Origin of the sequence: Kitasatospora sp. NPDC005748, from assembly GCF_040630735.1 — a bacterium.
Lineage (GTDB): Bacteria > Actinomycetota > Actinomycetes > Streptomycetales > Streptomycetaceae > Kitasatospora.
Window position 1 is genome coordinate 123,938 of the sequence record NZ_JBEXYD010000013.1, and the last position, 21,258, is coordinate 145,195.

Annotated in this window: 15 protein-coding genes and 1 pseudogene; all 16 read left to right on the forward strand. The window is 73.6% G+C overall.

The genetic code is table 11. From position 1 onward, the window contains the following. Positions 1-13 precede the first annotated feature (13 nt). The gene (locus ABZ495_RS13435; protein ID WP_329489700.1) at positions 14-1,201 is read left to right on the forward strand and encodes a cysteine desulfurase family protein; all 1,188 of its coding nucleotides are present in this window, start codon (positions 14-16) and stop codon (positions 1,199-1,201) included. Between the two features lie 44 nt (positions 1,202-1,245). Beyond that, a complete protein-coding gene (gene mnmA, locus ABZ495_RS13440) occupies positions 1,246-2,382 on the forward strand; it encodes a tRNA 2-thiouridine(34) synthase MnmA (protein WP_329489701.1) in 1,137 nt (378 codons plus the stop codon). A gap of 99 nt (positions 2,383-2,481) precedes the next feature. After that, positions 2,482-2,712, forward strand: a pseudogene (locus ABZ495_RS13445) (NUDIX hydrolase); the annotation flags it as partial. 187 nt (positions 2,713-2,899) lie between these two features. Continuing rightward, positions 2,900-3,457: a Uma2 family endonuclease gene (locus ABZ495_RS13450; protein WP_359835766.1), complete on the forward strand. Its 558-nt coding sequence runs from the start codon at positions 2,900-2,902 to the stop codon at positions 3,455-3,457. Positions 3,458-3,496: 39 nt separating this feature from the next. Further along, positions 3,497-4,021, forward strand: a complete 525-nt coding sequence (locus ABZ495_RS13455; protein ID WP_352295281.1) for a TIGR00730 family Rossman fold protein — start codon at positions 3,497-3,499, stop codon at positions 4,019-4,021. Between the two features lie 13 nt (positions 4,022-4,034). Next, a complete protein-coding gene (locus ABZ495_RS13460) occupies positions 4,035-4,724 on the forward strand; it encodes an SDR family oxidoreductase (protein ID WP_329489704.1) in 690 nt (229 codons plus the stop codon). A 131-nt stretch (positions 4,725-4,855) separates the two neighbouring features. Then, the gene (locus ABZ495_RS13465; RefSeq protein WP_359835768.1) at positions 4,856-5,884 is read left to right on the forward strand and encodes a methionine synthase; all 1,029 of its coding nucleotides are present in this window, start codon (positions 4,856-4,858) and stop codon (positions 5,882-5,884) included. A 22-nt stretch (positions 5,885-5,906) separates the two neighbouring features. Further along, positions 5,907-8,192: an NAD-dependent DNA ligase LigA gene (gene ligA, locus ABZ495_RS13470; protein ID WP_359835784.1), complete on the forward strand. Its 2,286-nt coding sequence runs from the start codon at positions 5,907-5,909 to the stop codon at positions 8,190-8,192. A gap of 308 nt (positions 8,193-8,500) precedes the next feature. Continuing rightward, positions 8,501-10,261, forward strand: a complete 1,761-nt coding sequence (locus ABZ495_RS13475) for a bifunctional diguanylate cyclase/phosphodiesterase (RefSeq protein ID WP_329489707.1) — start codon at positions 8,501-8,503, stop codon at positions 10,259-10,261. Between the two features lie 220 nt (positions 10,262-10,481). Next, entirely contained in the window at positions 10,482-10,778 is a 297-nt protein-coding gene (gatC, locus tag ABZ495_RS13480) for an Asp-tRNA(Asn)/Glu-tRNA(Gln) amidotransferase subunit GatC (protein WP_280719380.1), read from the forward strand. 3 nt (positions 10,779-10,781) lie between these two features. Next, complete coding sequence (gene gatA / locus ABZ495_RS13485) at positions 10,782-12,275, forward strand: Asp-tRNA(Asn)/Glu-tRNA(Gln) amidotransferase subunit GatA (protein WP_329489708.1); 1,494 nt, start codon at positions 10,782-10,784, stop codon at positions 12,273-12,275. After that, positions 12,272-12,511: a hypothetical protein gene (locus tag ABZ495_RS13490; RefSeq protein ID WP_329489709.1), complete on the forward strand. Its 240-nt coding sequence runs from the start codon at positions 12,272-12,274 to the stop codon at positions 12,509-12,511. Before gatA ends, ABZ495_RS13490 begins: the two co-directional genes overlap by 4 nt. Positions 12,512-12,591: 80 nt before the next feature. Beyond that, entirely contained in the window at positions 12,592-14,103 is a 1,512-nt protein-coding gene (gatB, locus tag ABZ495_RS13495) for an Asp-tRNA(Asn)/Glu-tRNA(Gln) amidotransferase subunit GatB (protein ID WP_359835770.1), read from the forward strand. A gap of 258 nt (positions 14,104-14,361) precedes the next feature. Continuing rightward, complete coding sequence (locus tag ABZ495_RS13500) at positions 14,362-14,520, forward strand: hypothetical protein (protein ID WP_329489711.1); 159 nt, start codon at positions 14,362-14,364, stop codon at positions 14,518-14,520. A gap of 131 nt (positions 14,521-14,651) precedes the next feature. Beyond that, positions 14,652-17,690, forward strand: a complete 3,039-nt coding sequence (locus tag ABZ495_RS13505) for an AAA family ATPase (protein WP_359835772.1) — start codon at positions 14,652-14,654, stop codon at positions 17,688-17,690. A 471-nt stretch (positions 17,691-18,161) separates the two neighbouring features. Then, positions 18,162-21,089 carry an EAL domain-containing protein gene (locus ABZ495_RS13510; RefSeq protein WP_359835786.1) on the forward strand — a complete coding sequence of 976 codons (2,928 nt, stop codon included), beginning with the start codon at positions 18,162-18,164 and terminating at the stop codon, positions 21,087-21,089. The last annotated feature ends 169 nt before the right edge of the window (positions 21,090-21,258 follow it).

Below are 21,258 nucleotides of genomic sequence, written 5' to 3' on the forward strand. Positions count from 1 at the left end.
CAATCGGATGGTTATGCCATACCTGGACCATGCGGCGACCACGCCGATGCTGCCCGAGGCGATCGCCGCGATGACCGCGCACCTGGGGGTCGTCGGCAACGCCTCCTCCCTGCACGCGTCCGGCCGCCGGGCCCGCCGCGTGGTCGAGGAGTCCCGCGAGTCGCTGGCGGAGTCGCTCGGCGCCCGCCCCAGCGAGATCGTCCTCACCGGCGGTGGCACCGAGTCCGACAACCTGGCCGTCAAGGGCCTGTACTGGGCCCGGCGGGGGGCCGACCCGGCCCGGACCCGGGTGCTGTGCAGCCCGGTCGAGCACCACGCGGTGCTCGACGCGGTGCACTGGCTCTCCGAGCACGAGGGCGCCCGAGTCGACTACCTCCCGGTGGACGGCTACGGCCGGGTCCACCCGGCGGCGTTGCGCGAGGCGATCGAGCGGGACCCGGCCTCCGTCGCGCTGGTCACCGTGATGTGGGCCAACAACGAGGTCGGCACCATCCAACCGGTCACCGAACTCGCCGCGGTGGCGGCCGAGTTCGGCATTCCGATGCACGCCGACGCGGTCCAGGCGCTCGGTCAGGTGCCGGTCTCCTTCGCGGAGTCCGGGCTGACCGCACTCACCGTCACCGGCCACAAGGTCGGCGGTCCGTACGGCGTCGGCGCCCTGCTGCTGTCGCGCGGGGCCACGCCCGTCCCGCTGCTGCACGGCGGCGGCCAGGAGCGGGACGTCCGCTCCGGCACGCTGGACGCGCCGGCCACCGCGGGCTTCGCGGCCGCCGCCGCGCTCGCCGTCGAGCGGCGGGACGAGCACGCGGCGGTGCTCGGCGCGCTGCGCGACGAACTGGTCGCCTCGGTGCTGGCCGGCGTCCCGGACGCGGTCCTCAACGGCGACCCGACGACGCAGGGGCGGCTGCCCGCCAACGCGCACTTCTCGTTCCCCGGCTGCGAGGGCGACGCGCTGCTGATGCTGCTCGACGCCCAGGGCATCGAGTGCTCGACCGGCTCGGCCTGCTCGGCAGGAGTGCCGCAGCCCAGCCACGTCCTGCTGGCGATGGGCGTGGACCCGCTGCTGGCCCGCGCCTCACTGCGGTTCTCGCTCGGCCACACCTCCACCCGGGAGGACGTCACCGCGCTCGCCGGAGCCATCGCCCCGGTCGTCCAGCGAGCCCGCAACGCGGGGCTGGCGGCGGCCGCGCGCGCCCGGTAAACCCGGCCGGGCCTCCGCCGCGACCACGTACTCTTGTGGGCATCATGACTGACTTCCCCGGTGCCCCGACCGCCCCGTCCACTGGCCGCCTGCGTGTGCTCGCGGCGATGTCCGGCGGGGTGGACTCCGCCGTCGCCGCCGCCCGCGCGGCCGAAGCGGGGCACGAGGTGACCGGCGTACACCTGGCGCTCTCCGCCAACCCGCAGTCCTTCCGCACCGGCGCCCGCGGCTGCTGCACCATCGAGGACTCCCGCGACGCCCGACGTGCGGCCGACGTGATCGGCATCCCGTTCTACGTCTGGGACCTCGCCGAGCGGTTCCGCGAGGACGTCATCGACGACTTCGTCGCCGAGTACGCGGCCGGCCGCACCCCCAACCCCTGCCTGCGCTGCAACGAGAAGATCAAGTTCGCCGCGCTGCTGGACAAGGCGATCGCGCTCGGCTTCGACGCCGTCTGCACCGGCCACTACGCCCGGATCGTCGACCTCCCGGACGGCCGCCGCGAGCTGCACCGCGCCGTCGACGCCGCCAAGGACCAGTCCTACGTGCTGGGCGTGCTCGACGCCGACCAGCTCGCCCACTCGCTCTTCCCGCTGGGCGACACCACCAAGGACGTCATCCGCGAGGAGGCCGAGCGCCGCGGCCTGGCCGTCGCGAAGAAGCCGGACAGCCACGACATCTGCTTCATCGCGGACGGCGACACCCAGGGCTTCCTGGCCAAGCACCTCGGCCGGGCCCCCGGCGACATCGTCGACGCGGACGGCACCAAGCTCGGCGAGCACGACGGCGCCTACGGCTTCACCATCGGCCAGCGCAAGGGCCTGCGGATCGGCCGCCCGGCCGCCGACGGCAAGCCCCGCTACGTGCTCGACATCTCCCCGGTGAACAACACCGTCACCGTCGGCCCCGTCGAGGGCCTGGACGTGACGGCCCTGACCGCGATCCGCCCGCGCTGGTGCGGGGCCGAGGCCGCGGCCGACGGCCGCTACACCGCCCAGCTCCGCGCCCACGGCGAGGAGGTCCCGGTCACGGCCGCCATGGTCGACGGCGAACTCCACGTCACCCTGGACACCCCCGCCCGCGGCATCGCCCCCGGCCAGGCCGTCGTCCTCTACGACACCACCCGCGTCGTCGGCTCCGCCACCATCGCCACCACCCACCGCCGCCCGGTCACGGCCTGACACGGGTCCTCCCGGTCGGAGCGTGCCGTGTGGGCCGCTGTGTCAGCGGCACACACGGAAGACCAGTACGAGCGCGGCTGTGACGAGGCGCACCAGGGCGGGGTCTACAAGAACGTGAACCGTGGAATCGTCGCCCTGGTCTTCCGCTGCCGTCCCGAGGGCGGGTCCGAGCGGGTGTCGGACGAGTCGACCGCCGTCGACTGGCTCACGCCGGCCGAGGTGTCCGCCCGGATGGCCGAGGTCTACGCCGTGCGCCTACTGGATGCACTCCGGGACGACCGGGCACCCGCCGTCCGCACCCACGACCGTCGGCGGCTGCTCGGCGGGTGAGGCGCTGACCGGAACCGGATACGACCAGCCCGCGCCTTCCCGTTCCCGGTGGGAGCGTCGGCCGCGGGTCCCCGGGGTGCGTCATAGTGGACGGAGCCGCACGGGTGGTGCGGCCCGCCGGTGATTCGACGACCCGGGCTCCGGGGAGCGGCCGGCGATGCCCGTGGCGCCTTGCGGAGAGGACGGCATGACCTTCTACGAGCAGCACCGCGACTTCGTCGAGGAGCTGGAGCGGATCGCTCCCGAGGGCGTTCGGATCGAATGGTCCGGGGACACGCTGATCATGCAGGCGTCACCCTCGAACATCCACCAGCTCAACGTCGCGCAGGTGCGCAGGCAGTTCGAGCGGCACGCCCCCGACGGCTACCTCCCCAGTGAGCGGAGCGAGATCGTCAGCCCGGACGTCTCCAAGGGGCGCGAGCCGGACCTGACCTACCTGCCCGAGGAGGTTCTCTCCCAGCCGGGCAACAAGGCCCCCGCCGGGGAGGCCCTGATCGCCGTGGAGATCGTCTCGCCCTCCAACCCGGGCAACGACTGGATGGACAAGCTGCACGACTACGCCGTGATGCGCATCCCGCTGTACCTGATCGTGGACCCGCGGCAGCAGACGGTGACGCTGTTCTCCGAGCCGGACCACGACCGGTACCACACGCGCAGTGACCGGAAGTTCGGTGACGAGATCGGCATCCCGGAGCCCTTCGGCTTCACGCTGGGCCTGTCCGCGCTCGTCCCGTACAAGGACTGACCGTGCGCGTCGGCGGGGCGTGATAGACCAGTCAGCATTATGAACATCACTGTCTTCTGCTCCGCGTACTCACTCGACGAGCGGTACTCCGCACCTGCCGCCGAATTCGCCCGTCTGCTCGGGGAGGGCGGGCACACCCTGGTGTGGGGCGGCTCCAACGCCGGGTTGATGGGGCTGCTGGCCGACGGGGTGAAGGCGGCCGGCGGCAAGCTGGTCGGGGTGCTGGTCGAACTGCTCCGGCACAAGGGCTACGAGGGCGCCGACGAGCTGGTGATGACCCTGGACCTCGCCGAGCGCAAGGCGCAGCTGCTGATGCGCGCGGACGCCGTCGTCGTGCTGGTCGGCGGCCTCGGCACGCTGGACGAGGTGACCGAGGTGCTGGAGCTCAAGAAGCACGCGCTGCACGACAAGCCGGTGATCGTCCTGGACACCGAGGGCTTCTACGCGGGCCTGCGCACCCAGCTGGAGCGGATGGACACGGAGGGCTTCCTGCCGCGGCCGCTCGGCGAGCTGATCACCTTCGCCGACACCCCCGCCCAGGTCTTCGAGCAGCTCAAGGCCTGAGAGGATCGGGACCATGGCTGCACATCTGATCACGGGCGCGGGCTCCGGCATCGGCGCCGTCCTCGCCGAGCGCCTCGCCGAACGCGGGGACGACCTCTGGCTGCTGGCCCGCGACGCCCGCCGGGCCGCGGAGCTGCGCGAGCGCTTCCCCGGGGCGCAGACCCTGGTCGGCGACCTCGGTACGCCGGCCAAGCTCTCCTGGGCCTTCGGCCACCAGGCGCTGCCGGCGGAACTCGACTCGCTGCTGCACGTGGCGGGCGTCGTCGAGCTGGGCCAGGTCGGTGAACTGCCGGTCAAGGCCTGGCAGGACACCCTGAACGTGAACCTGGTCGCGCCCGCCGAGCTGACCCGCCTGATGCTGCCCTCGCTGCGGCTGGTCAAGGGCCACGTGGTGTTCGTGAACTCCGGCGCGGGGCTCACCGCGCACGCCGACTGGTCGGCGTACGCGGCGAGCAAGCACGGCCTGAAGGCGCTCGCGGACTCGCTGCGCCACGAGGAGCACGCCGCCGGCGTCCGGGTCACCTCGGTCTACCCGGGCCGCACCGCGACCGCGATGCAGGTCAAGGTGCACCAGCAGGAGGGCCGGGAGTACGACGCCGACCGCTTCATCGCGCCCGAGTCTGTGGCGAAGGCGGTCCTGGCCGCGCTCGACGCCTCCCGCGACGCGGAGATCACCGAGATCACCGTCCGCCCCGGGAAGTGAGCCCCGGGAAGTGAGCCCCGGGAAGTGAGGCCGGGAAGTGAGCCCCGGGGACGTGGGTTCGCCGGCCCGAGCCCTGGCGTGGGAGGTCGGCCGGTCCGACTTCCCACGCCGGGCGCACTAGGCTCGGGCGGGTGAGCAACGGACACTCTTTCCCCGACCTGCGCGGCGCCGCCACCGGCGTCGGATCGCTGCCCGGCACCGACGCGCGGGAGGCCGCCAAGACGGCCACCGGGGCGCTGGAGCAGCTGCCGTTCCTGCCCGAGCTGCCCGCCCGCGGGCCGGGCGCCGACATGATCGGGCGCAGCGCCGGCCTGCTGGTCGAGCTGTTCGCGCAGACCGAACCCAGCGGCTGGCGCTTCACCGACCGCCCCGGCCGCGACACCCGGCGGGCCCGTGCCTGGCTGGGCGAGGACCTGGACGCCCTGGAGGAGTTCACCCAGGGCTACCAGGGCGCGCTCAAGGTGCAGGCCGTCGGCCCGTGGACGCTGGCCGCCTCGATCGAGCTGAAGCACGGCGAGAAGGCGCTCGCCGACCCCGGTGCCCGCCGGGACATCGCCGGCTCGCTCACCGAGGGGCTGCGCCGCCACCTCGACGAGGTCCGCCGCCGGATCCCCGGCGCGGCGGTGGTGCTCCAGCTCGACGAGCCCTCGCTGCCCGCGGTGCTGACCGGCGGGGTGAGGACCGCCAGCGGCTTCCAGCGGCTGCGCTCGGTGGACCGCCAGGTCGCCGAGGAGGCGCTGCGCGAGGTGATCCGCAGCGTCGACGTACCGGTGGTGGTGCACTGCTGCGCCCCGGACGTCCCGATCCCGCTGCTGCGCCGGGCCGGTGTGGCCGGAGTCTCCCTGGACTTCTCGCTGTTGACGGAACGTGAGGACGAGCAGCTCGGCGAGGCGATCGAGGCGGGCACCGTGATCCTCGCCGGCGTGGTGCCGTCCACCGACGGAGCTCCCGCTCAATCAACGGCACTGTCCGACCCGGCCGGTAGTGTCCAGGGTGTCAGGACGTTGTGGCGCAGGCTCGGGTTCGCCCCGGAGCTGCTGGGCCGCCGTGTGCTGGTGACGCCCACCTGCGGGCTGGCCGGGGCCTCTCCGGCCCACGCGCGCAAGGCGCTGTCACTCAGTGTGAGGGCGGCCCAGAGCCTGGTGGACAACCCGGAATGAGAACGTAGGAGGGCTTGCGGTGGTGGCTGTCGAGGGCTGGGAGGAGATCCCGGCGGAGGTCCGCGGGCGGCACGCCGAGCTGGCGGCCGAGATCGAGGACCACCGCGCCCGCTACTACGAGCAGGACGCGCCGGTCGTCACCGATGCCGAGTTCGACGCCCTGATGCGCGAGCTGGAGGCGCTGGAGGCCGGGCACCCGGCCCTGCGCACCCCCGACTCGCCGACCCAGAAGGTCGGCGGCGCCGTCACCGAGCAGTTCGCGGCCGTCGAGCACCGCGAGCGGCTGCTCAGCCTGGACAACGCGATGGACGACGACGAGCTGGCCGCCTGGGCCGAGCGGGTCGCCACCGAGCTGGCCGGCATCGAGTACCACTACCTCTGCGAGCTCAAGGTGGACGGCCTGGCCGTCAACCTCACCTACGAGAACGGCCAGTTGGTGCAGGCCGCGACCCGCGGCGACGGCCGGGTCGGCGAGGACATCACCGCCAACGTCCGCACCATCAAGGAGATCCCGCACCGGCTCAAGGGCGACGACGTCCCCGCGCTGGTGGAGATCCGCGGCGAGGTCTACTTCCCCACCGACGCCTTCGAGGCGCTCAACGCCTCCTTCGCCGAGGAGAACGAGCGCCGCCGGCAGGAGAACGAGGAGCGCGCCAAGGAGGGCAAGCGGCCCCGGGCGATGATCCGGCTGTTCATGAACCCGCGCAACGCGGCCGCCGGTTCGCTGCGCCAGAAGGACCCGCACATCACCGCGTCCCGCCCGCTGCACATGGTGGTGCACGGCATCGGCGCCCGGGTCGGCTTCGACATCGACAACCAGTCGCACGCCTACCGGCTGCTGCACGACTGGGGCCTGCCCACGGCCCGGCACAACAAGGTGGTCGGCACGCTGGCCGAGGTCCGCGCCTTCATCGAGCACTTCGGCGCGCAGCGGCACTCGGTCGAGCACGAGATCGACGGCGTCGTGGTCAAGGTGGACGAGATCGCCCTCCAGGGCCGGCTCGGCGCGACCTCGAAGTCCCCGCGCTGGGCGATCGCCTGGAAGTACCCGCCGGAGGAGGTCACCGGCAAGCTCGCCGCGATCAAGGTCGGCATCGGCCGCACCGGCCGGGCCACCCCGTACGCGGTGCTGGCGGAGCCGGTGAAGGTGGCCGGCTCGATGGTGCAGTACGCGACGCTGCACAACCAGCAGATCGTCAAGGCCAAGGACGTCATGCTGGGCGACACCGTGGTGCTCCGCAAGGCCGGTGACGTCATCCCCGAGATCCTCGGCCCGGTGTACGACCTGCGGGACGGCACCGAGCAGGAGTTCGTGATGCCCTCGCACTGCCACGAGTGCGGCGCCGAGCTGCGCCCGATGGCGGAGGGCGACATCGACCTGCGGTGCCCCAACGCGCGGTTCTGCCCGGCCCAGATCCGCGAGCGGATCGCCTTCCTGGGCGGCCGGTCCGCGCTGGACATCGAGGGGCTGGGCTACGTCGCGGCGACGGCGCTGACCCAGCCGCTGGAGCCGGCCGAGGCGCCGGTCCGGGACGAGGGCGACATCTTCCGCCTCACCGCCGAGCAGCTGCTGCCGATCAGGGTGCTGGTCCGCGACCCGAAGACCGGCCTGCCGAAGCTCGACGACGAGACCGGCGAGGAGAAGGAGGTCTTCTTCTTCGCGACCACCACGGGCGCGGCCAAGAAGAACACCGGCCTGATGCTCGACAACATCGACCTGGCCAGGGAGCGCCCCCTCTGGCGCTTCCTCAACGGCCTGTCGATCCGGCACGTCGGCCCGGTCGCCGCGCAGGCGCTGGCCAGGGAGTTCCGTGACCTCGACCGGATCTTCGCGGCCAGCCAGGAGGAGCTGGCCGCCACCGAGGGGGTCGGTCCCGGCACGGCGCGCTCGATCGCCGAGTGGTACCAGGAGGAGTGGCACCGGGAGATCCTGGAGAAGTGGCGCGCGGCCGGGGTCCGCTTCACCGAGGAGGCCGGCGAGGAGCAGGGCGAGCGTCCGCTGGAGGGGCTGACGGTGGTGGTCACCGGCACGCTGGCCGGGCACACCCGGGACGGCGCCAAGGAGGCGCTGACCTCGCGCGGAGCGAAGGTGACCGGATCGGTGTCGAAGAAGACCGATTTCGTGGTCGCCGGTGACAATCCCGGTTCCAAGTTCGACAAGGCCGTTCAGCTCGGGCTGCCGGTCCTGGACGACGAGGGCTTCACGGTGCTGCTGGAGCAGGGGCCGGACGCGGCTCGCAGGCACCTGGGCCTGCCCGAACCGGAGGCCGTCGCCGGGGCCGCCGAGGAGCCCCCCGCCGAGGGGTGACCCGAACTCGGAGCCACCGAGTCCGTCTTGTTATCGTCCTGATGCGCCGTCACCGGGTGCCGCGCGGTGAAAGCGGGCATTGTGTCACTGTGCGGCACCGGAACGCGGTGGCGCGCTCCGGTTGTCCGAAAGTCTGCCCGCCGGGTGGACCCCGGAATACCCTGGAGCGCAACAGAGTGTCAGCAGGGGTGGGGGCACCGGCTGAGCCGGTCTCCGCGGGGTCGCTCATGCCCGGCAGCTGCCGGCACCGGTACGGTGCCTCACCGTAAGGCGGCCTGACGGGGCGGGCCCGACGGAGGACAGGGCTTATGGATCGTACGACCGGCGGTGCGCCCACACGCCCGCCGCAGGGAGTGGCGGGTGCGGTCCTGCTGCTCGGAGTCCTGCTGGCCGGCGCCGCACCGCTCATCCCGCTGGCCGTCCTGGTCTACCGCTACGAGCCCGAGCTGCTGCCGCTGTTCGCGGTGCCGCTGGCCGTGCTGGTCGCGGCCTGGCGGATCGCCCGGGACCGCGCCCGTGACCAGCTCACCGACCCGCTGACGGACCTGCCCAACCGCCAGGCCCTCTTACTGGCCGCCCAGGAGGCCATCGCCGAGCACGAGCAGGGCTACAGCGTCGGGCTGATCCTGCTCGACCTCGACCGGTTCAGGTCGCTCAACGACACGCTCGGCCACACCGCCGGCGACCGGCTGCTGGTGCACATCGCCCGCCGGCTGCACCGCGCCCTGCGCTCCGGCGCGTCCGGCGGAGCGGGACGGGAGACGATCGACGACGTCTTCGCCGGGATGCCCCGGGACTACCGGCGCGGCCGCCCGATGGTGGCCCGGATGGGCGGCGACGAGTTCGCCGTGCTGCTGCCCGGCGTCGGCTGCCCCAACACCCTGGAGCGGGTCGCCAAGGCGCTGATCGCCGAGCTGGCCGCACCGATCCGGCTGGACGGGCTGCTGCTCGTCCTGGAGGCCAGCGCCGGCGTCTGCGTCTACCCGCAGCACGCCCAGGACGCCGAGTCGCTGCTGCGCCGCGCCGACGTGGCGATGGGCCACGCCCAGCGCGGCTGCACCTCCGTCGAACAGTACGACGAGGCCCAGGACGCCGACACGCCGTACCGGATCGGGCTGCTCGGCGATCTGCGGCGGGCGCTGGAGACCGGCGAGGTGCAGCTGCACTACCAGCCCAAGGTGGCCTTCGACGGCCGGGTGGTCGGGCTGGAGGCGCTGCTGCGCTGGGACCGGCCCGGCCAGGGCAAGGTCTCGCCGGACGAGTTCGTCGGGCTCGCGGAGTCCAGCGGCCTGATGCCCCGGCTGACCGACTACGTCCTGGAGGCGGCCGTCGGCCAGCTCGCCTCCTGGCGCGAGCAGGGCCTCCAGGTACAGGTCGCGGTGAACGTCTCGCCGCGCGACGTGCTGAACCCGGGCTTCGCCCAGCGGGTCGCCGGGCACCTCGTCCGCCACCAGGTGCCGGCCCACGCGCTCCAGCTGGAGATCACCGAGCGGCTGCTGCTGGACGACTCCCGGCGGGCCGCCGACACCCTGGCCGAGCTGCGCGGCTACGGCGTCGGGATGTCCCTGGACGACTTCGGGACGGGCCACTCCTCGCTGGTGCGGCTGCGCAGCCTGCCGGTCGGCGAGTTGAAGATCGACCGCTCCTTCGTCTCCCGGATGGTCGCCGACGACCACGACGCGGCCGTGGTCCGCTGCTCGGTGGAGCTGGCCCACTCGCTGGGCCTGACCGTGGTGGCCGAGGGCGTGGAGGACGACGAGACCTGGGAGCGGCTGCACCGGATGGGCGTGGACGCCGTCCAGGGCTGGCTGGTCTCGGCGGCGCTGCCGGCCGAGCAGGCCACCGCCTGGCTCCGGGTGCACCGCACCGGCGCCCCGCCGGTCGAGCGGTTCGGCCCGGCGGGTCAACTGCCGCGGGTGATCCAGCCGGTGGTCAAGCCGGGGATCCAGCCGGTGCTGCCGCCGGTCATCCCGCCGGTGCTGCCGCCGGTGGTCCAGGCGGTGTCGGCGGCCCAGTTGGAGGTCCAGGCGCAGGGCACGCCGAGGTGGGTCCCGACGAGCCCGCAGTAGGGCGTCCGCGGCGGTCGCCGGCCCGGTCCCGGAGCGGGGCCGGGGCAGGGTGACCGCCCCGCGGGGTTACTCGTTGGCCGGTGGCCGGGCCGGGCCCCATAGGATGGGGTCCACAGACCAAGAGGACGGGAGCGCCGAGCCGGCTGCTCCTGCCCGGGCCCGGCACCGCCTGAGCGCGGCACCGGGTCTCACCAGAACTCACACCCCTGAGGATCGCCGCATGCCTGGCATCACGCGCGAGGAGGTCGCCCACCTCGCTCGGCTGTCGCGTCTTGAGTTGCAGGCCGAAGAGCTGGACCACTTCGCCGAGCAGCTCGACGTGATCATCGGCGCGGTCGCGCGCGTTTCCGAGGTCGCCGGACAGGACGTCCCGCCGACCTCCCACCCCCTCCCGCTGACCAACGTCATGCGGGCGGACGTGGTGCGACCGTCGCTCACCCCGGAGCAGGCGCTGTCCGGCGCCCCCGCCGCCGAGGAGCAGCGTTTCCGTGTGCCGCAGATCCTCGGGGAGGACTGACCGATGACCGACCTGATCCGTTACACCGCGGCCGAGACCGCGAGCGCCATCGCCAAGGGCGAGGTCTCCGCCGTCGAGGTCGCCCAGGCGCACCTGGACCGCATCGGCGCCGTCGACAAGAAGGTCAACGCCTTCCTGCACGTCGACACCGAGGGCGCGCTGGACGCCGCCAGGGCCGTCGACGAGAAGCGCGCCAAGGGCGAGGAGCTGGGCCCGCTGGCCGGCGTCCCGCTCGCGCTGAAGGACGTCTTCACCACCAAGGGCGTGCCGACCACCTGCGGGTCCAAGATCCTCGAAGGCTGGATCCCGCCGTACGACGCCACCCTGACCTCGCGTCTCAAGGACGCGGGCGTGGTGATCCTCGGCAAGACCAACATGGACGAGTTCGCGATGGGCTCCTCCACCGAGAACTCCGCCTACGGCCCCACCGGCAACCCGTGGGACCTCAGCCGGATCCCCGGCGGCTCCGGCGGTGGCTCGGCCGCCGCGCTGGCCGCCTTCGAGGCCCCGCTGGCGATCGGCACCGACACCGGCGGCTCGATCCGCCAGCCCGGCGCCGTCACCGGCACCGTCGGCGTGAAGCCCACCTACGGGTCGGTCTCCCGCTACGGCCTGGTCGCGTTCTCCTCCTCGCTGGACCAGGGCGGTCCGTGCGCCCGCACCGTGCTCGACGCGGCGCTGCTGCACGAGGCGATCGCCGGCCACGACCCGCTGGACTCCACCTCGATCGACGCGCCCGTCCCGGCCGTGGTCGAGGCCGCCAAGCTGCGCGACGTGCGCGGCATGCGGATCGGCGTGGTCAAGGAGTTCGCCGGCGAGGGCTACCAGGCCGGCGTCATGCAGCGGTTCAACGAGTCCGTCGAGCTGCTGCGCGAGCTGGGCGCGGAGGTCGTCGAGGTCTCCTGCCCGTCGTTCACCCTGGCGCTGCCCGCGTACTACCTGATCGCGCCCAGCGAGGCCTCGTCCAACCTGGCCCGCTTCGACGCGATGCGCTACGGCCTGCGGGTCGGCGACGACGGCACCCGCTCGGCCGAGGACGTCACCGCCCTCACCCGCGAGGCCGGCTTCGGCCCCGAGGTGAAGCGCCGGATCATCCTCGGCACCTACGCCCTCTCCTCGGGCTACTACGACGCCTACTACGGCTCGGCCCAGAAGGTGCGCACGCTCATCTCGCGCGACTTCGACACCGCCTTCGCCGGCGTGGACGTGCTGGTCTCGCCGACCACGCCGACCACCGCCTTCCCGATCGGCGAGCGCGCCGACGACCCGATGGCGATGTACCTGGCCGACCTCTGCACGATTCCGTCGAACCTCGCGGGCAACGCGGCCATGTCGCTGCCCTGCGGGCTGGCGCCGGAGGACAATCTCCCGGTCGGCCTGCAGATCATCGCACCCGCGATGGCGGACGACCGCCTGTACCGCGTGGGCGGCGCCGTCGAGGCCGCACTCAACGACAAGTGGGGGCACACCCTGCTGGAGGAGGCACCGGCACTGTGAGCAAGCTCGAAAAGGCGAAGGGCTTCAAGCACTCCAAGCCCGGCCTGTGGCTGTCCATCGGCACCAGCACGTTCGGCGCGGTCTCGATCGTCAAGGACATCCGGAAGGCGCGCGGCGAGAGCGACACGCTCAAGCTGATCAACGCCCTGGTCGGGGCGGCGGCGCTGGTCACCGGCACCGCCCTGCTGGTGCGCGAGTTGCGCCGGCTCGGCGACGACGACGTGCTGCTGGGCTGAGAACGCCCTCGGCCCGGCCGCGCACCCGACCGTGCGCGGCCGGGCCCGTACCTCCACAGACTTTTAGCGAAGGGGACGCTGTGAGCGTCATGAACCTGGTCTCCTACGAGGACGCTCTCGCGTCGTACGACCCGGTGATGGGCCTTGAGGTCCACGTCGAGCTGGGTACCAAGACCAAGATGTTCTGCGGGTGCTCGACCGAACTGGGTGCCGAGCCGAACAGCCAGGTCTGCCCGACCTGTCTGGGCCTGCCCGGCTCGCTGCCGGTGGTCAACGCCATCGGCGTCGAGTCGGCGATCAAGATCGGCCTGGCGCTGAACTGCGAGATCGCCGAGTGGTGCCGGTTCGCCCGGAAGAACTACTTCTACCCGGACATGCCGAAGAACTTCCAGACCTCGCAGTACGACGAGCCGATCGCCTTCAACGGCTACCTCGACGTGCAGCTGGAGGACGGCTCGACCTTCCGGGTGGAGATCGAGCGCGCCCACATGGAGGAGGACACCGGCAAGTCCAGCCACGTCGGCGGCGCGACCGGCCGGATCCACGGCGCCACGCACTCGCTGCTCGACTACAACCGGGCCGGCATCCCGCTGATCGAGATCGTCACCAAGCCGATCGAGGGCGCCGGCGAGCGGGCCCCCGAGGTCGCCAAGGCGTACGTCGCCGAGCTGCGTGAGCTGATCAAGGCGCTGGGCGTCTCCGAGGCCCGGATGGACAAGGGCCAGATGCGCTGCGACGTCAACCTGTCGCTGCGCCCCAACGGCACCGAGAAGTTCGGCACCCGCTCCGAGACCAAGAACGTCAACTCGCTGCGCAGCGTCGAGCGGGCCGCCCGGTTCGAGATCCAGCGGCACGCCACGGTGCTGGGCGACGGCGGCACGATCGTCCAGGAGACCCGGCACTTCCACGAGGAGGACGGCAGCACCACCGCCGGCCGGATCAAGGACAACGCCGAGGACTACCGCTACTTCCCCGAGCCGGACCTGGTGCCGATCGCGCCGTCCCGCGCCTGGGTGGAGGAGCTGCGCGCCGGTCTGCCCGAGCTGCCGCGGGTGCGCCGGGCCCGGCTGCAGGCCGAGTGGGGCCTGACCGACAAGGACATGCAGTCGGTGCTGAACGCCGGCGCGGTCGAGCCGATCCTGGAGACCATCGCCGCGGGCGCCCCGGCCGACCAGGCCCGCAAGTGGTGGATGGGCGAGCTGGCCCGCCGGGCCAACGAGACCGGCACCGAGCTGAGCGAGCAGCCGATCACCCCGGCGCAGGTCGCCCGGGTGACCGCGCTGGTCGCCGAGGGCAAGCTGAACGACAAGCTGGCCCGCCAGGTCATCGAGGCCGTGCTGGCCGGTGAGGGCGAGCCGGACGAGGTCGTCGAGAAGCGCGGCCTGGCCGTCGTCTCGGACGACTCCGCGCTCGGCGCGGCCGTCGACGAGGCCATCGCCGGCAACGAGGCGATCGCCGCCAAGATCCGCGACGGCAAGGTCGCCGCGGTGGGCGCGCTCGTCGGCGCGGTCATGAAGGCCACCCGCGGGCAGGCCGACGCGGCCCGGGTGAAGGACCTCATCCTGGTGAAGCTCGGCGTGGAAGGGCAGTAGGCACTACCTGGAGAAGCTCGGTGCCGACCGGATCCGACCACGGTTTCTAAGGCATCTAAGGCTTTCTAAGGTGCCTTAGTGCGCTCAGGGCCCGGATCCACCCCCTAAGTGGGGTGGATCCGGGCCTTTGCCGTTCCCGGCCGCCCGACCTAAGGCGCAGGCCGCCCGGAACATCGGGCAAGGTGCCGATGTGGCGCACCCCCCTGGGGGAGGAGGCTTTACCTCAGAACGAGAGAGACCACCACGAGGGGAAACACCGTGTTCGAGTACGAGCTCATCCAGCACCAGGTGCGGGAACTCCACGCCCAGGCCGACCACCAGCGCCTGGTCCGCGAGGCCAAGGGCGACCGCCGCGGCCTGCGCCGACTGCCCGCCGTCCGCTCCGAGCGGCGCGCCGCGCGTCTGCGCGAGTGCTGACGGGTCGACACCCGGCCGGGGCCGGGACGGAGATGGAAGGGGAGGTGCGATCCAGCGCCTCCCCTTCCGGGCGTCCGAGGGGCGGGATAACCGATCGGCCCGGCCCGGACGGTTATGGCATGCTCGCCTCCATGCAGCAGATATCGGTGAGTCCCGTCTTCGTCGGCCGCGGCACCGAGATCACCGAACTGGGCGAGGCGCTGCGGCGGGCCGGGGAGGGGAAGCCGCAGACCGTCCTGATCGGCGGCGAGGCGGGCGTCGGCAAGACCAGGCTGCTGGAGGAGTTCCTCGACCGGTGCTGCGCGGACGAGGGCGTGGTCACCACCGTCGGCGGCTGTCTGGAGGTCGGCGCCGAGGGGCTGCCGTACGCGCCGCTGGCCACCGCGCTGCGCCGGCTGCACCGGGGGCTGGGCGCCGAGCTGGAGGCCGCCGCGGCCGGCAGCGAGGGCCACCTCGCCCGGCTGCTGCCCGACTTCGGCGAGGCCGACGGCGAACCCAACGACGAGTACGGCCGGGCCCGGCTGTTCGAGCACACCGCGAGGCTGTTCGAGCGGCTCGGCACGGACCGTACCCTCGTGCTCGCGGTCGAGGACCTGCACTGGTCCGACCGTTCGACCCGGGAGCTCTTCACCTACCTGGTCCGCACCCTGCACCGGGCCCGCGTGCTGCTGGTGGCCACCTACCGCACCGACGACCTGCACCGCCGCCACCCGCTGCGGCCCTTCCTCGCCGAGCTGGAGCGGCTGCGCACCGTCCAGCGGATGGAACTGGAGCGGTTCGGCCCGGGCGAGGTGGCCGAGCAGCTGGCCGGCATCCTCGGCACCGCCGACCCCGACCGGCAGCTGGTCGACCGGATCCACCGCCGCTCCGAGGGCAACCCGTTCTTCGTCGAGGAGCTCGCCACCTCCTTCCAGTCCGGCTGCTCGGCCGGGCTCACCGACTCGCTGCGGGACATCCTGCTGGTCCGGGTCGAGGCGCTGGACGAGGAGACCCAGCGGGTGCTGCGGATCGCCGCCGAGGGCGGCTCCTACGTCGAGCACGCGCTGCTGGCCGCGGTGCTGGACGACGAGGAGGAGCTGATCGAGTCGCTGCGCGCGGCCGTCGGCGCCAACATCCTGCGCCCGGACACCGACGGGGACGGCTACCGGTTCCGGCACGCCCTCGTCCGCGAGGCGGTCTCGGACGACCTGCTGCCCGGCGAGCGGCACCGGATCAACCGCCGCTTCGCCACCGCCCTGGAGCAGCAGCCGCACCTGGTCGGCTGCGACGTCCGGCCGGCCCGGCTGGCCAACTACTGGTACCACGCGCACGATCCGGTCCGGGCCCTGCCGAGCGCCCTGGACGCCGCCCGGGCGGCCCGCCGGCGCAACGCCTTCGCCGAGCAGCTGCGGATGCTGGAGCGCGCCCTGGAGCTGTGGGACGAGGTCTCCGAGGACGTCCTGGCGCACACCCTGCGCCCCTACGACTGGGCCGAGACCTACCCGCCCTGCTCCTGCGACGTGGACACCCACGACGGCGACTGCGAGCGGCTGCAACTGGTCGACGTCCTCGCCGAGGCGGTGGTCGCGGCCCGGCGCAGCGGGGACCGCGAGCGCGGGCTGAGCCTCTCCCGGCGGGCGCTGAAGCTGGTCGACGAGAACCGCGACCCGGCCCGGGCCGCCTGGTTCCGGATGAACCGGGCCCGGATGTTCGGCCACCTCAACCGCTCCAAGGACCAGGACGAGGCGGCCTACGCCCGGCGGCTGGTCGAGCACCTGCCGCCCTCCGCGGTGCAGGCCGAGGTGTTCGCGCTGAGCGCCGGCATCGCCATGCTCAACAACCCGACCGGCGAGAGCGTCGAACTCGCCGAGCGGGCCGCGGCGATCGCCCGCCAGGTCGGCGCGCACGCCGTCGAGCAGCACGCCCGGATGACGCTCGGCACGCTCCGCCACGACCTGGGCAACGACCCCGAGGCCGCCGTCACCGAGCTGACCGAGGCGCTCGCCGCCACCCGTGGGCTCGGCGTCCCCGACCTGATGCTCCGCGGCCTCAACAACCTGGCCAGCCTGCTGCAGTCGCTCGGCCGCGCGGAGGAGGCGGTGGCGCTCGCCCGCGAGGGGCTGGAGACGGCGGACGGCACCGGCCTGCTGCGCAACATCGGCACCCTGCTGCTCGGCAACCTCGCCGAGGCGCTGCTCGACCTGGGCCGGACCGGGGAGGCGGCCGAGCTGCTGGCCGGCGCCGAGCGGACCCAGTACCCGGGCAGCCACGCCGAGTTCCTCGACCGGCTGCGGGGCGAGCTGGCCCTGCTGCGCGGGGACCTCCCGGCGGCGGCCGGCATGCTGGCCCAGGCCCGGGCCTCGGACCGGGTCTGCCAGGTCCAGCACTCGGTGCCGATCTCCCGGCTCGCGGTGCTGATCGCCGCCCGCGGCGGGCGGCCGCTGGAGGCGCGGGCCGAACTGCTCGCGGTGATCGGGGGCCCCGTTCCGGCCGGGAACGAGGCCGCGCTCTACCCGCTGCTGATCGACGGGGCCGCGGCCGAGGCCGACGGCCGGGGCCTGCCGGAGGCCGATCCGGGCCGGCCCGCGGTGCTGGCCAGGATCGCCGAGGTGGCCGCCGGGCTGACTCCCAAGGCGCCGCTGCACCACGGCTGGGCGCGCCTGCTGGAGGCCGAACTGGCCCGGGCCGAGGGCCTGGACACCCCGGTGCAGTGGGCCGTCGCCGTCGAGGCGCTGCGGCCGGCCGGGCTGCCCGGCCCGCTGGCGGCGGCCCTGCTGCGGGCCGGCGAGGCCGGGGTGCTGGCCGGCGACCGGGAGGCCGGGGCGGCCCTGCTCCGCGAGGCCCGGACGCTGGCCCGGGCCCGGTCGGACAGCGCACTGCTGGCCGAGATCAACGGCCTGGCCGAGCGGGCCGGTCTGGCGCTGACCGCCCGGGCGGCGAGGGCCGCCGCGGTGCCCGCGGTCGGCGACTCCTTCGGGCTCACCCCCCGTGAGCGGGACGTGCTCCGGTTGCTCGCCCGGGGCCGTACCAACCGGCAGATCGCGGAGGAGCTGTACATCTCGCCGAAGACCGCGAGCGTGCACGTCTCCAACATCCTCGGCAAGCTCGCGGTGGCCGGCCGGGGCGAGGCCGCCGCACTGGCGCACCGCCTGCGGCTCTTCCCGGACGAGCCGGCGCTGGCCGGCCGCTGACCCGCACGCTCGCCGGCGACCACCGGCCGGACCTGCCCGGACCGGCCGGTGGTCGCCGGACCCCGCCGCGTGCTCCCGTGCGCGCCGCGTGAGCCCCCGCCCGCACGCCCCCGCCAACCGGCCGGATCCGGCGGAATCGGGTGCATTTCGCCATCCCTTCACCATTACTCTAAGTTGAGTGTGCGTGTCATTGAGTGACCGAAGTGGTGTAGGGTCCCGAGTGGGAACATCGGTGCGGTGCGTCGGCCGGCAGGCCGCCCACCCCCTGGGCCATCGCCCTGACGGGGCGCCTGGTCACCGCGTACGGCCATCAGGTGCGCGGCCGGTGGCCCGTGGCCGGGGCGCCAGGCTCCGGGCCGGAGGGGGAGAGGCCGAGTGAGCTCCACCGATGCGGTGCTGCCCGGAGCCGGACGGTCGGGCGTACCGGACGCCGACCTGTCCGCAGCCGTCCGGCGCGGCCCGGTCCGCCGACTGCTGTACAGCCGGTCCCTGCCCGGCACCGTGCTCGGCGCCCTCTGCCTGGCGTACGCCCTGGGCGCGTCCCTCGGCTGGGGGTCACGCCAACTCTCCGTCTTCATGGGGGACTTCGGTCTGGCGGCGGCCGCGCTCGCGGCCGCGCTGTCCTGTCTGACGTACGCCTGTACGGTCGGCGGCCCGGCCCGCTCGGCCTGGCTGCTGTTCGGCCTCTCCTCGCTCATGGTCGCGTTCGGCAACGCCACCTGGGGCTGGTACGAGCTGGTCCAACCCGGCAGGCAGCCGCAGGACTCGCTCGCCGAGTTCGCCTTCCTGCTGTTCGCCCCGCTCGCCATCACCGGCGTGCTGGTGCTCTCCCAGCGCCCGCGCAGCGCCGCCGGCTGGCTCTGCCTGCTGCTGGACGGCTGGCTGGTGGCCGGCTCGCTGTTCACCCTGAGCTGGAGCCTGGCACTCGGCCGGATCGCCGCCGGCGCGGACGGCTCCGTGGTGGCGCTGGCGACCAACCTGGCCTACCCGGTGCTGGACATCCTGCTGGTCAGTCTGGTGGTCGGGCTGCGCTTCGGCGGCCGCGACGGCAACCGGGCCGCGGTGCACACCGCGATGATCGCGCTCGCCGTGACGGTGCTCTGCGACGCCCTCTTCACCTCGCCGGAGCTGAAGAGCAACTACCACTCGGGGGAGCTGCTGGACGCCGGCTGGTTCGCCGGCAGCCTGCTGCTGGCCTGGGCCCCGTGGTCGCCGCGCTGGCGCCGTCCGCTGCGCGAGCACCCCTCGGTCGGCGGCCTGCCGCGCCGCCGGGTGGCCACCACCTTCAGCGCGCTAACCCCGTACGCGGCGGCCGCCGTCTGCACCGCCGGGATCCTCTACAACGCCCTCGGCGGGCGGCCCCTGGACCGGGTGGTGGCCGCGGCCGCCTGCACCGTCGGCCTGGCGCTGATCCTGCGCCAGGGCGTGATGCTGCTGGACAACCTCTCGCTGGCGCAGGAGCTTGCCCACAAGGAGGCGCACTTCCGGTCCCTGGTGCAGGGCTCCAGCGACGTCATCATGATCGCCGGCGCCAACGGCGTGCTCTCCTACGTGTCCCCGGCCGCGCTCGGCGTCTACGGGCGGGATCCGGAGGAGCTGGTCGGCGGCAACCTGCTGGACCTCGTCCACCCCGAGGACGTGGACCGGGTGCTCGCGGAGGTCCGCCGCTTCCTGGCCCGGGGCCGGCTCGCCGCGCTCCGCTCGCCCGCCGCCGCCGAGCCGTCCGCGGCCCGGGTGGAGTGCCGGATCAGCTCCGGCGCCGGCGAGTGGCTGCACGTCGAGTCCACCGTCAACCGGTACCGCGACGGCCTGATCCTGAACAGCCGGGACGTCACCGAACGCGTCATACTGCAGGCCCAGTTGCAGCACAACGCCTTCCACGACCCGCTCACCGACCTGCCCAACCGGGCGCTGTTCGCCCAACGGCTGCGCGCCGCCCTCGCCACCCGCGGCCAGCAGGGCGGCGCGGGCGCCGGGATCGCCGTGCTCTTCCTCGACCTGGACGGCTTCAAGGCGGTCAACGACAGCGCCGGCCACCAGGTCGGCGACGAACTGCTGGTGCAGGCCGCCCGCCGGCTGCAGGGCGCGGTGCGCGGCGGCGACACCGTCGCCCGGTTCGGCGGGGACGAGTTCGCGGCGCTGGTCTGCGGCCCGCTCGGCCGGCTGCAGGTCCAGGAGCTCGCCGAGCGGCTGCGGATCGCCCTCTCCGAGCCGTACTGGATCGGCGGCGCCGAACTCAGCGTCGCGGCCAGCATCGGCATCTCCTTCGGCACCCCCGAGCGTGGCCCGGCCGCCGATCCCCGGGCCGCCACCGACGAGCTGATGCGCAACGCCGACCTCGCGATGTACCGGGCCAAGTCCGAGGGCAAGGGCCGGGTGGTGCTCTACACCCCGGCGATGCGGGCCGACCTGGAGCGCCGCACCGAGCTGGAGGAGCGGCTGCGGGTGGCCGTCCGCGAGGGCGGCTTCACACTGCTCCACCAGCCGGTGGTGGACCTCGGGACCGGCGCCGTCACCGGCGTCGAGGCCCAGGCCCGCTGGCGCTCCGCGCAGGGCCTGCTGCTCACCCCCGCCGAGTTCCTGCGCTCCGCCGAGCACGGCGACGCGGCCACCCGGTTCTCCCGCTGGCTGATCCACGAGGCGGTGACGGCCGCCGCGCTGCGCCGCGGGCTGCCGGCGAGAACCCGCTCGGCGCCGGCCCCGGTGCCGGTGTCGGTCCGGCTCTCGGCGCAGCGCCTCTGCTCGCCCGGCATGTACGAGGCGGTGGTCGCGGCGCTGCGCGACACCGGACTGCCGGCCGGCCACCTGGTGGTCGAGGTGGCCCGGATGGGCCCGGACGCGCTGGCCGACGAACTCGGCCGCCGGCTGGCCGCGCTGCGCCGGCTCGGCGTCTCGACCGCGCTGGCCGGCTTCGGGGCGGGCAACGGCTCGTTGGGGGCGCTCGCCCGGCTGCCCTTCGACAGCCTCAAACTGGACCGCACGCTGGTCCAGGACCTCGGTGACTCGCCGCTCGGCCGGACGCTGGCCGGGCACGCGCTGCGGCTCGGCCGGGACCTCGGCCTGGTGACCGCGGCCGAGGGGGTGGACCTGCCGCGCCAGGTGGCCGTCCTCCAGGAGCTGGGCTGCCGGCAGGGCCAGGGGTCGGCCTTCGCCCCGCCGCTGGACGAGACCCGGCTGCGGCGGGCGCTGGTGCGCCGTTCCTACCCGCTGCCGCGCCCGCTCGGCTCGCTCTCGGCGCGGCGCGCGTACCTGGCCGCGGACACCCGGACGGGTGGCCGCGGCGAGCCCGGCGCGGGCCGGTCCGGACCCCCTCACAGCCCCTCCGACCTGCCCGAACACCGGGCCGCCGCCGGCCCGGGGCACGGTCCGCATGGCGAGACTGTCGTCCCACCTGCTTGACAGTCGACCCCGCACGGGAGGAAGGTCGTTGCCATGCGCACCCGAATTCTCGTACTTGGCGGGCGCGTCGGCTGAGCGGGCGATGCCCCGCTCGTGACAGACCGACGCGCCACCCCTCGCATGCCCTTGGCACGAGGGGTTTTTTGTTGCACTGACGCTGTTCCACTCC

Coding starts and splice junctions, on each gene's coding strand:
- ABZ495_RS13455 (WP_352295281.1), top strand. CDS start 3,497: ATGAACATCACTGTCTTCTGCTCCGCGTACTCACTCGACGAGCGGTAC.
- mnmA (WP_329489701.1), top strand. CDS start 1,246: ATGACTGACTTCCCCGGTGCCCCGACCGCCCCGTCCACTGGCCGCCTG.
- ABZ495_RS13475 (WP_329489707.1), top strand. CDS start 8,501: ATGGATCGTACGACCGGCGGTGCGCCCACACGCCCGCCGCAGGGAGTG.
- ABZ495_RS13435 (WP_329489700.1), top strand. CDS start 14: ATGCCATACCTGGACCATGCGGCGACCACGCCGATGCTGCCCGAGGCG.
- ABZ495_RS13505 (WP_359835772.1), top strand. CDS start 14,652: ATGCAGCAGATATCGGTGAGTCCCGTCTTCGTCGGCCGCGGCACCGAG.
- gatA (WP_329489708.1), top strand. CDS start 10,782: ATGACCGACCTGATCCGTTACACCGCGGCCGAGACCGCGAGCGCCATC.
- ABZ495_RS13460 (WP_329489704.1), top strand. CDS start 4,035: ATGGCTGCACATCTGATCACGGGCGCGGGCTCCGGCATCGGCGCCGTC.
- gatC (WP_280719380.1), top strand. CDS start 10,482: ATGCCTGGCATCACGCGCGAGGAGGTCGCCCACCTCGCTCGGCTGTCG.
- ABZ495_RS13450 (WP_359835766.1), top strand. CDS start 2,900: ATGACCTTCTACGAGCAGCACCGCGACTTCGTCGAGGAGCTGGAGCGG.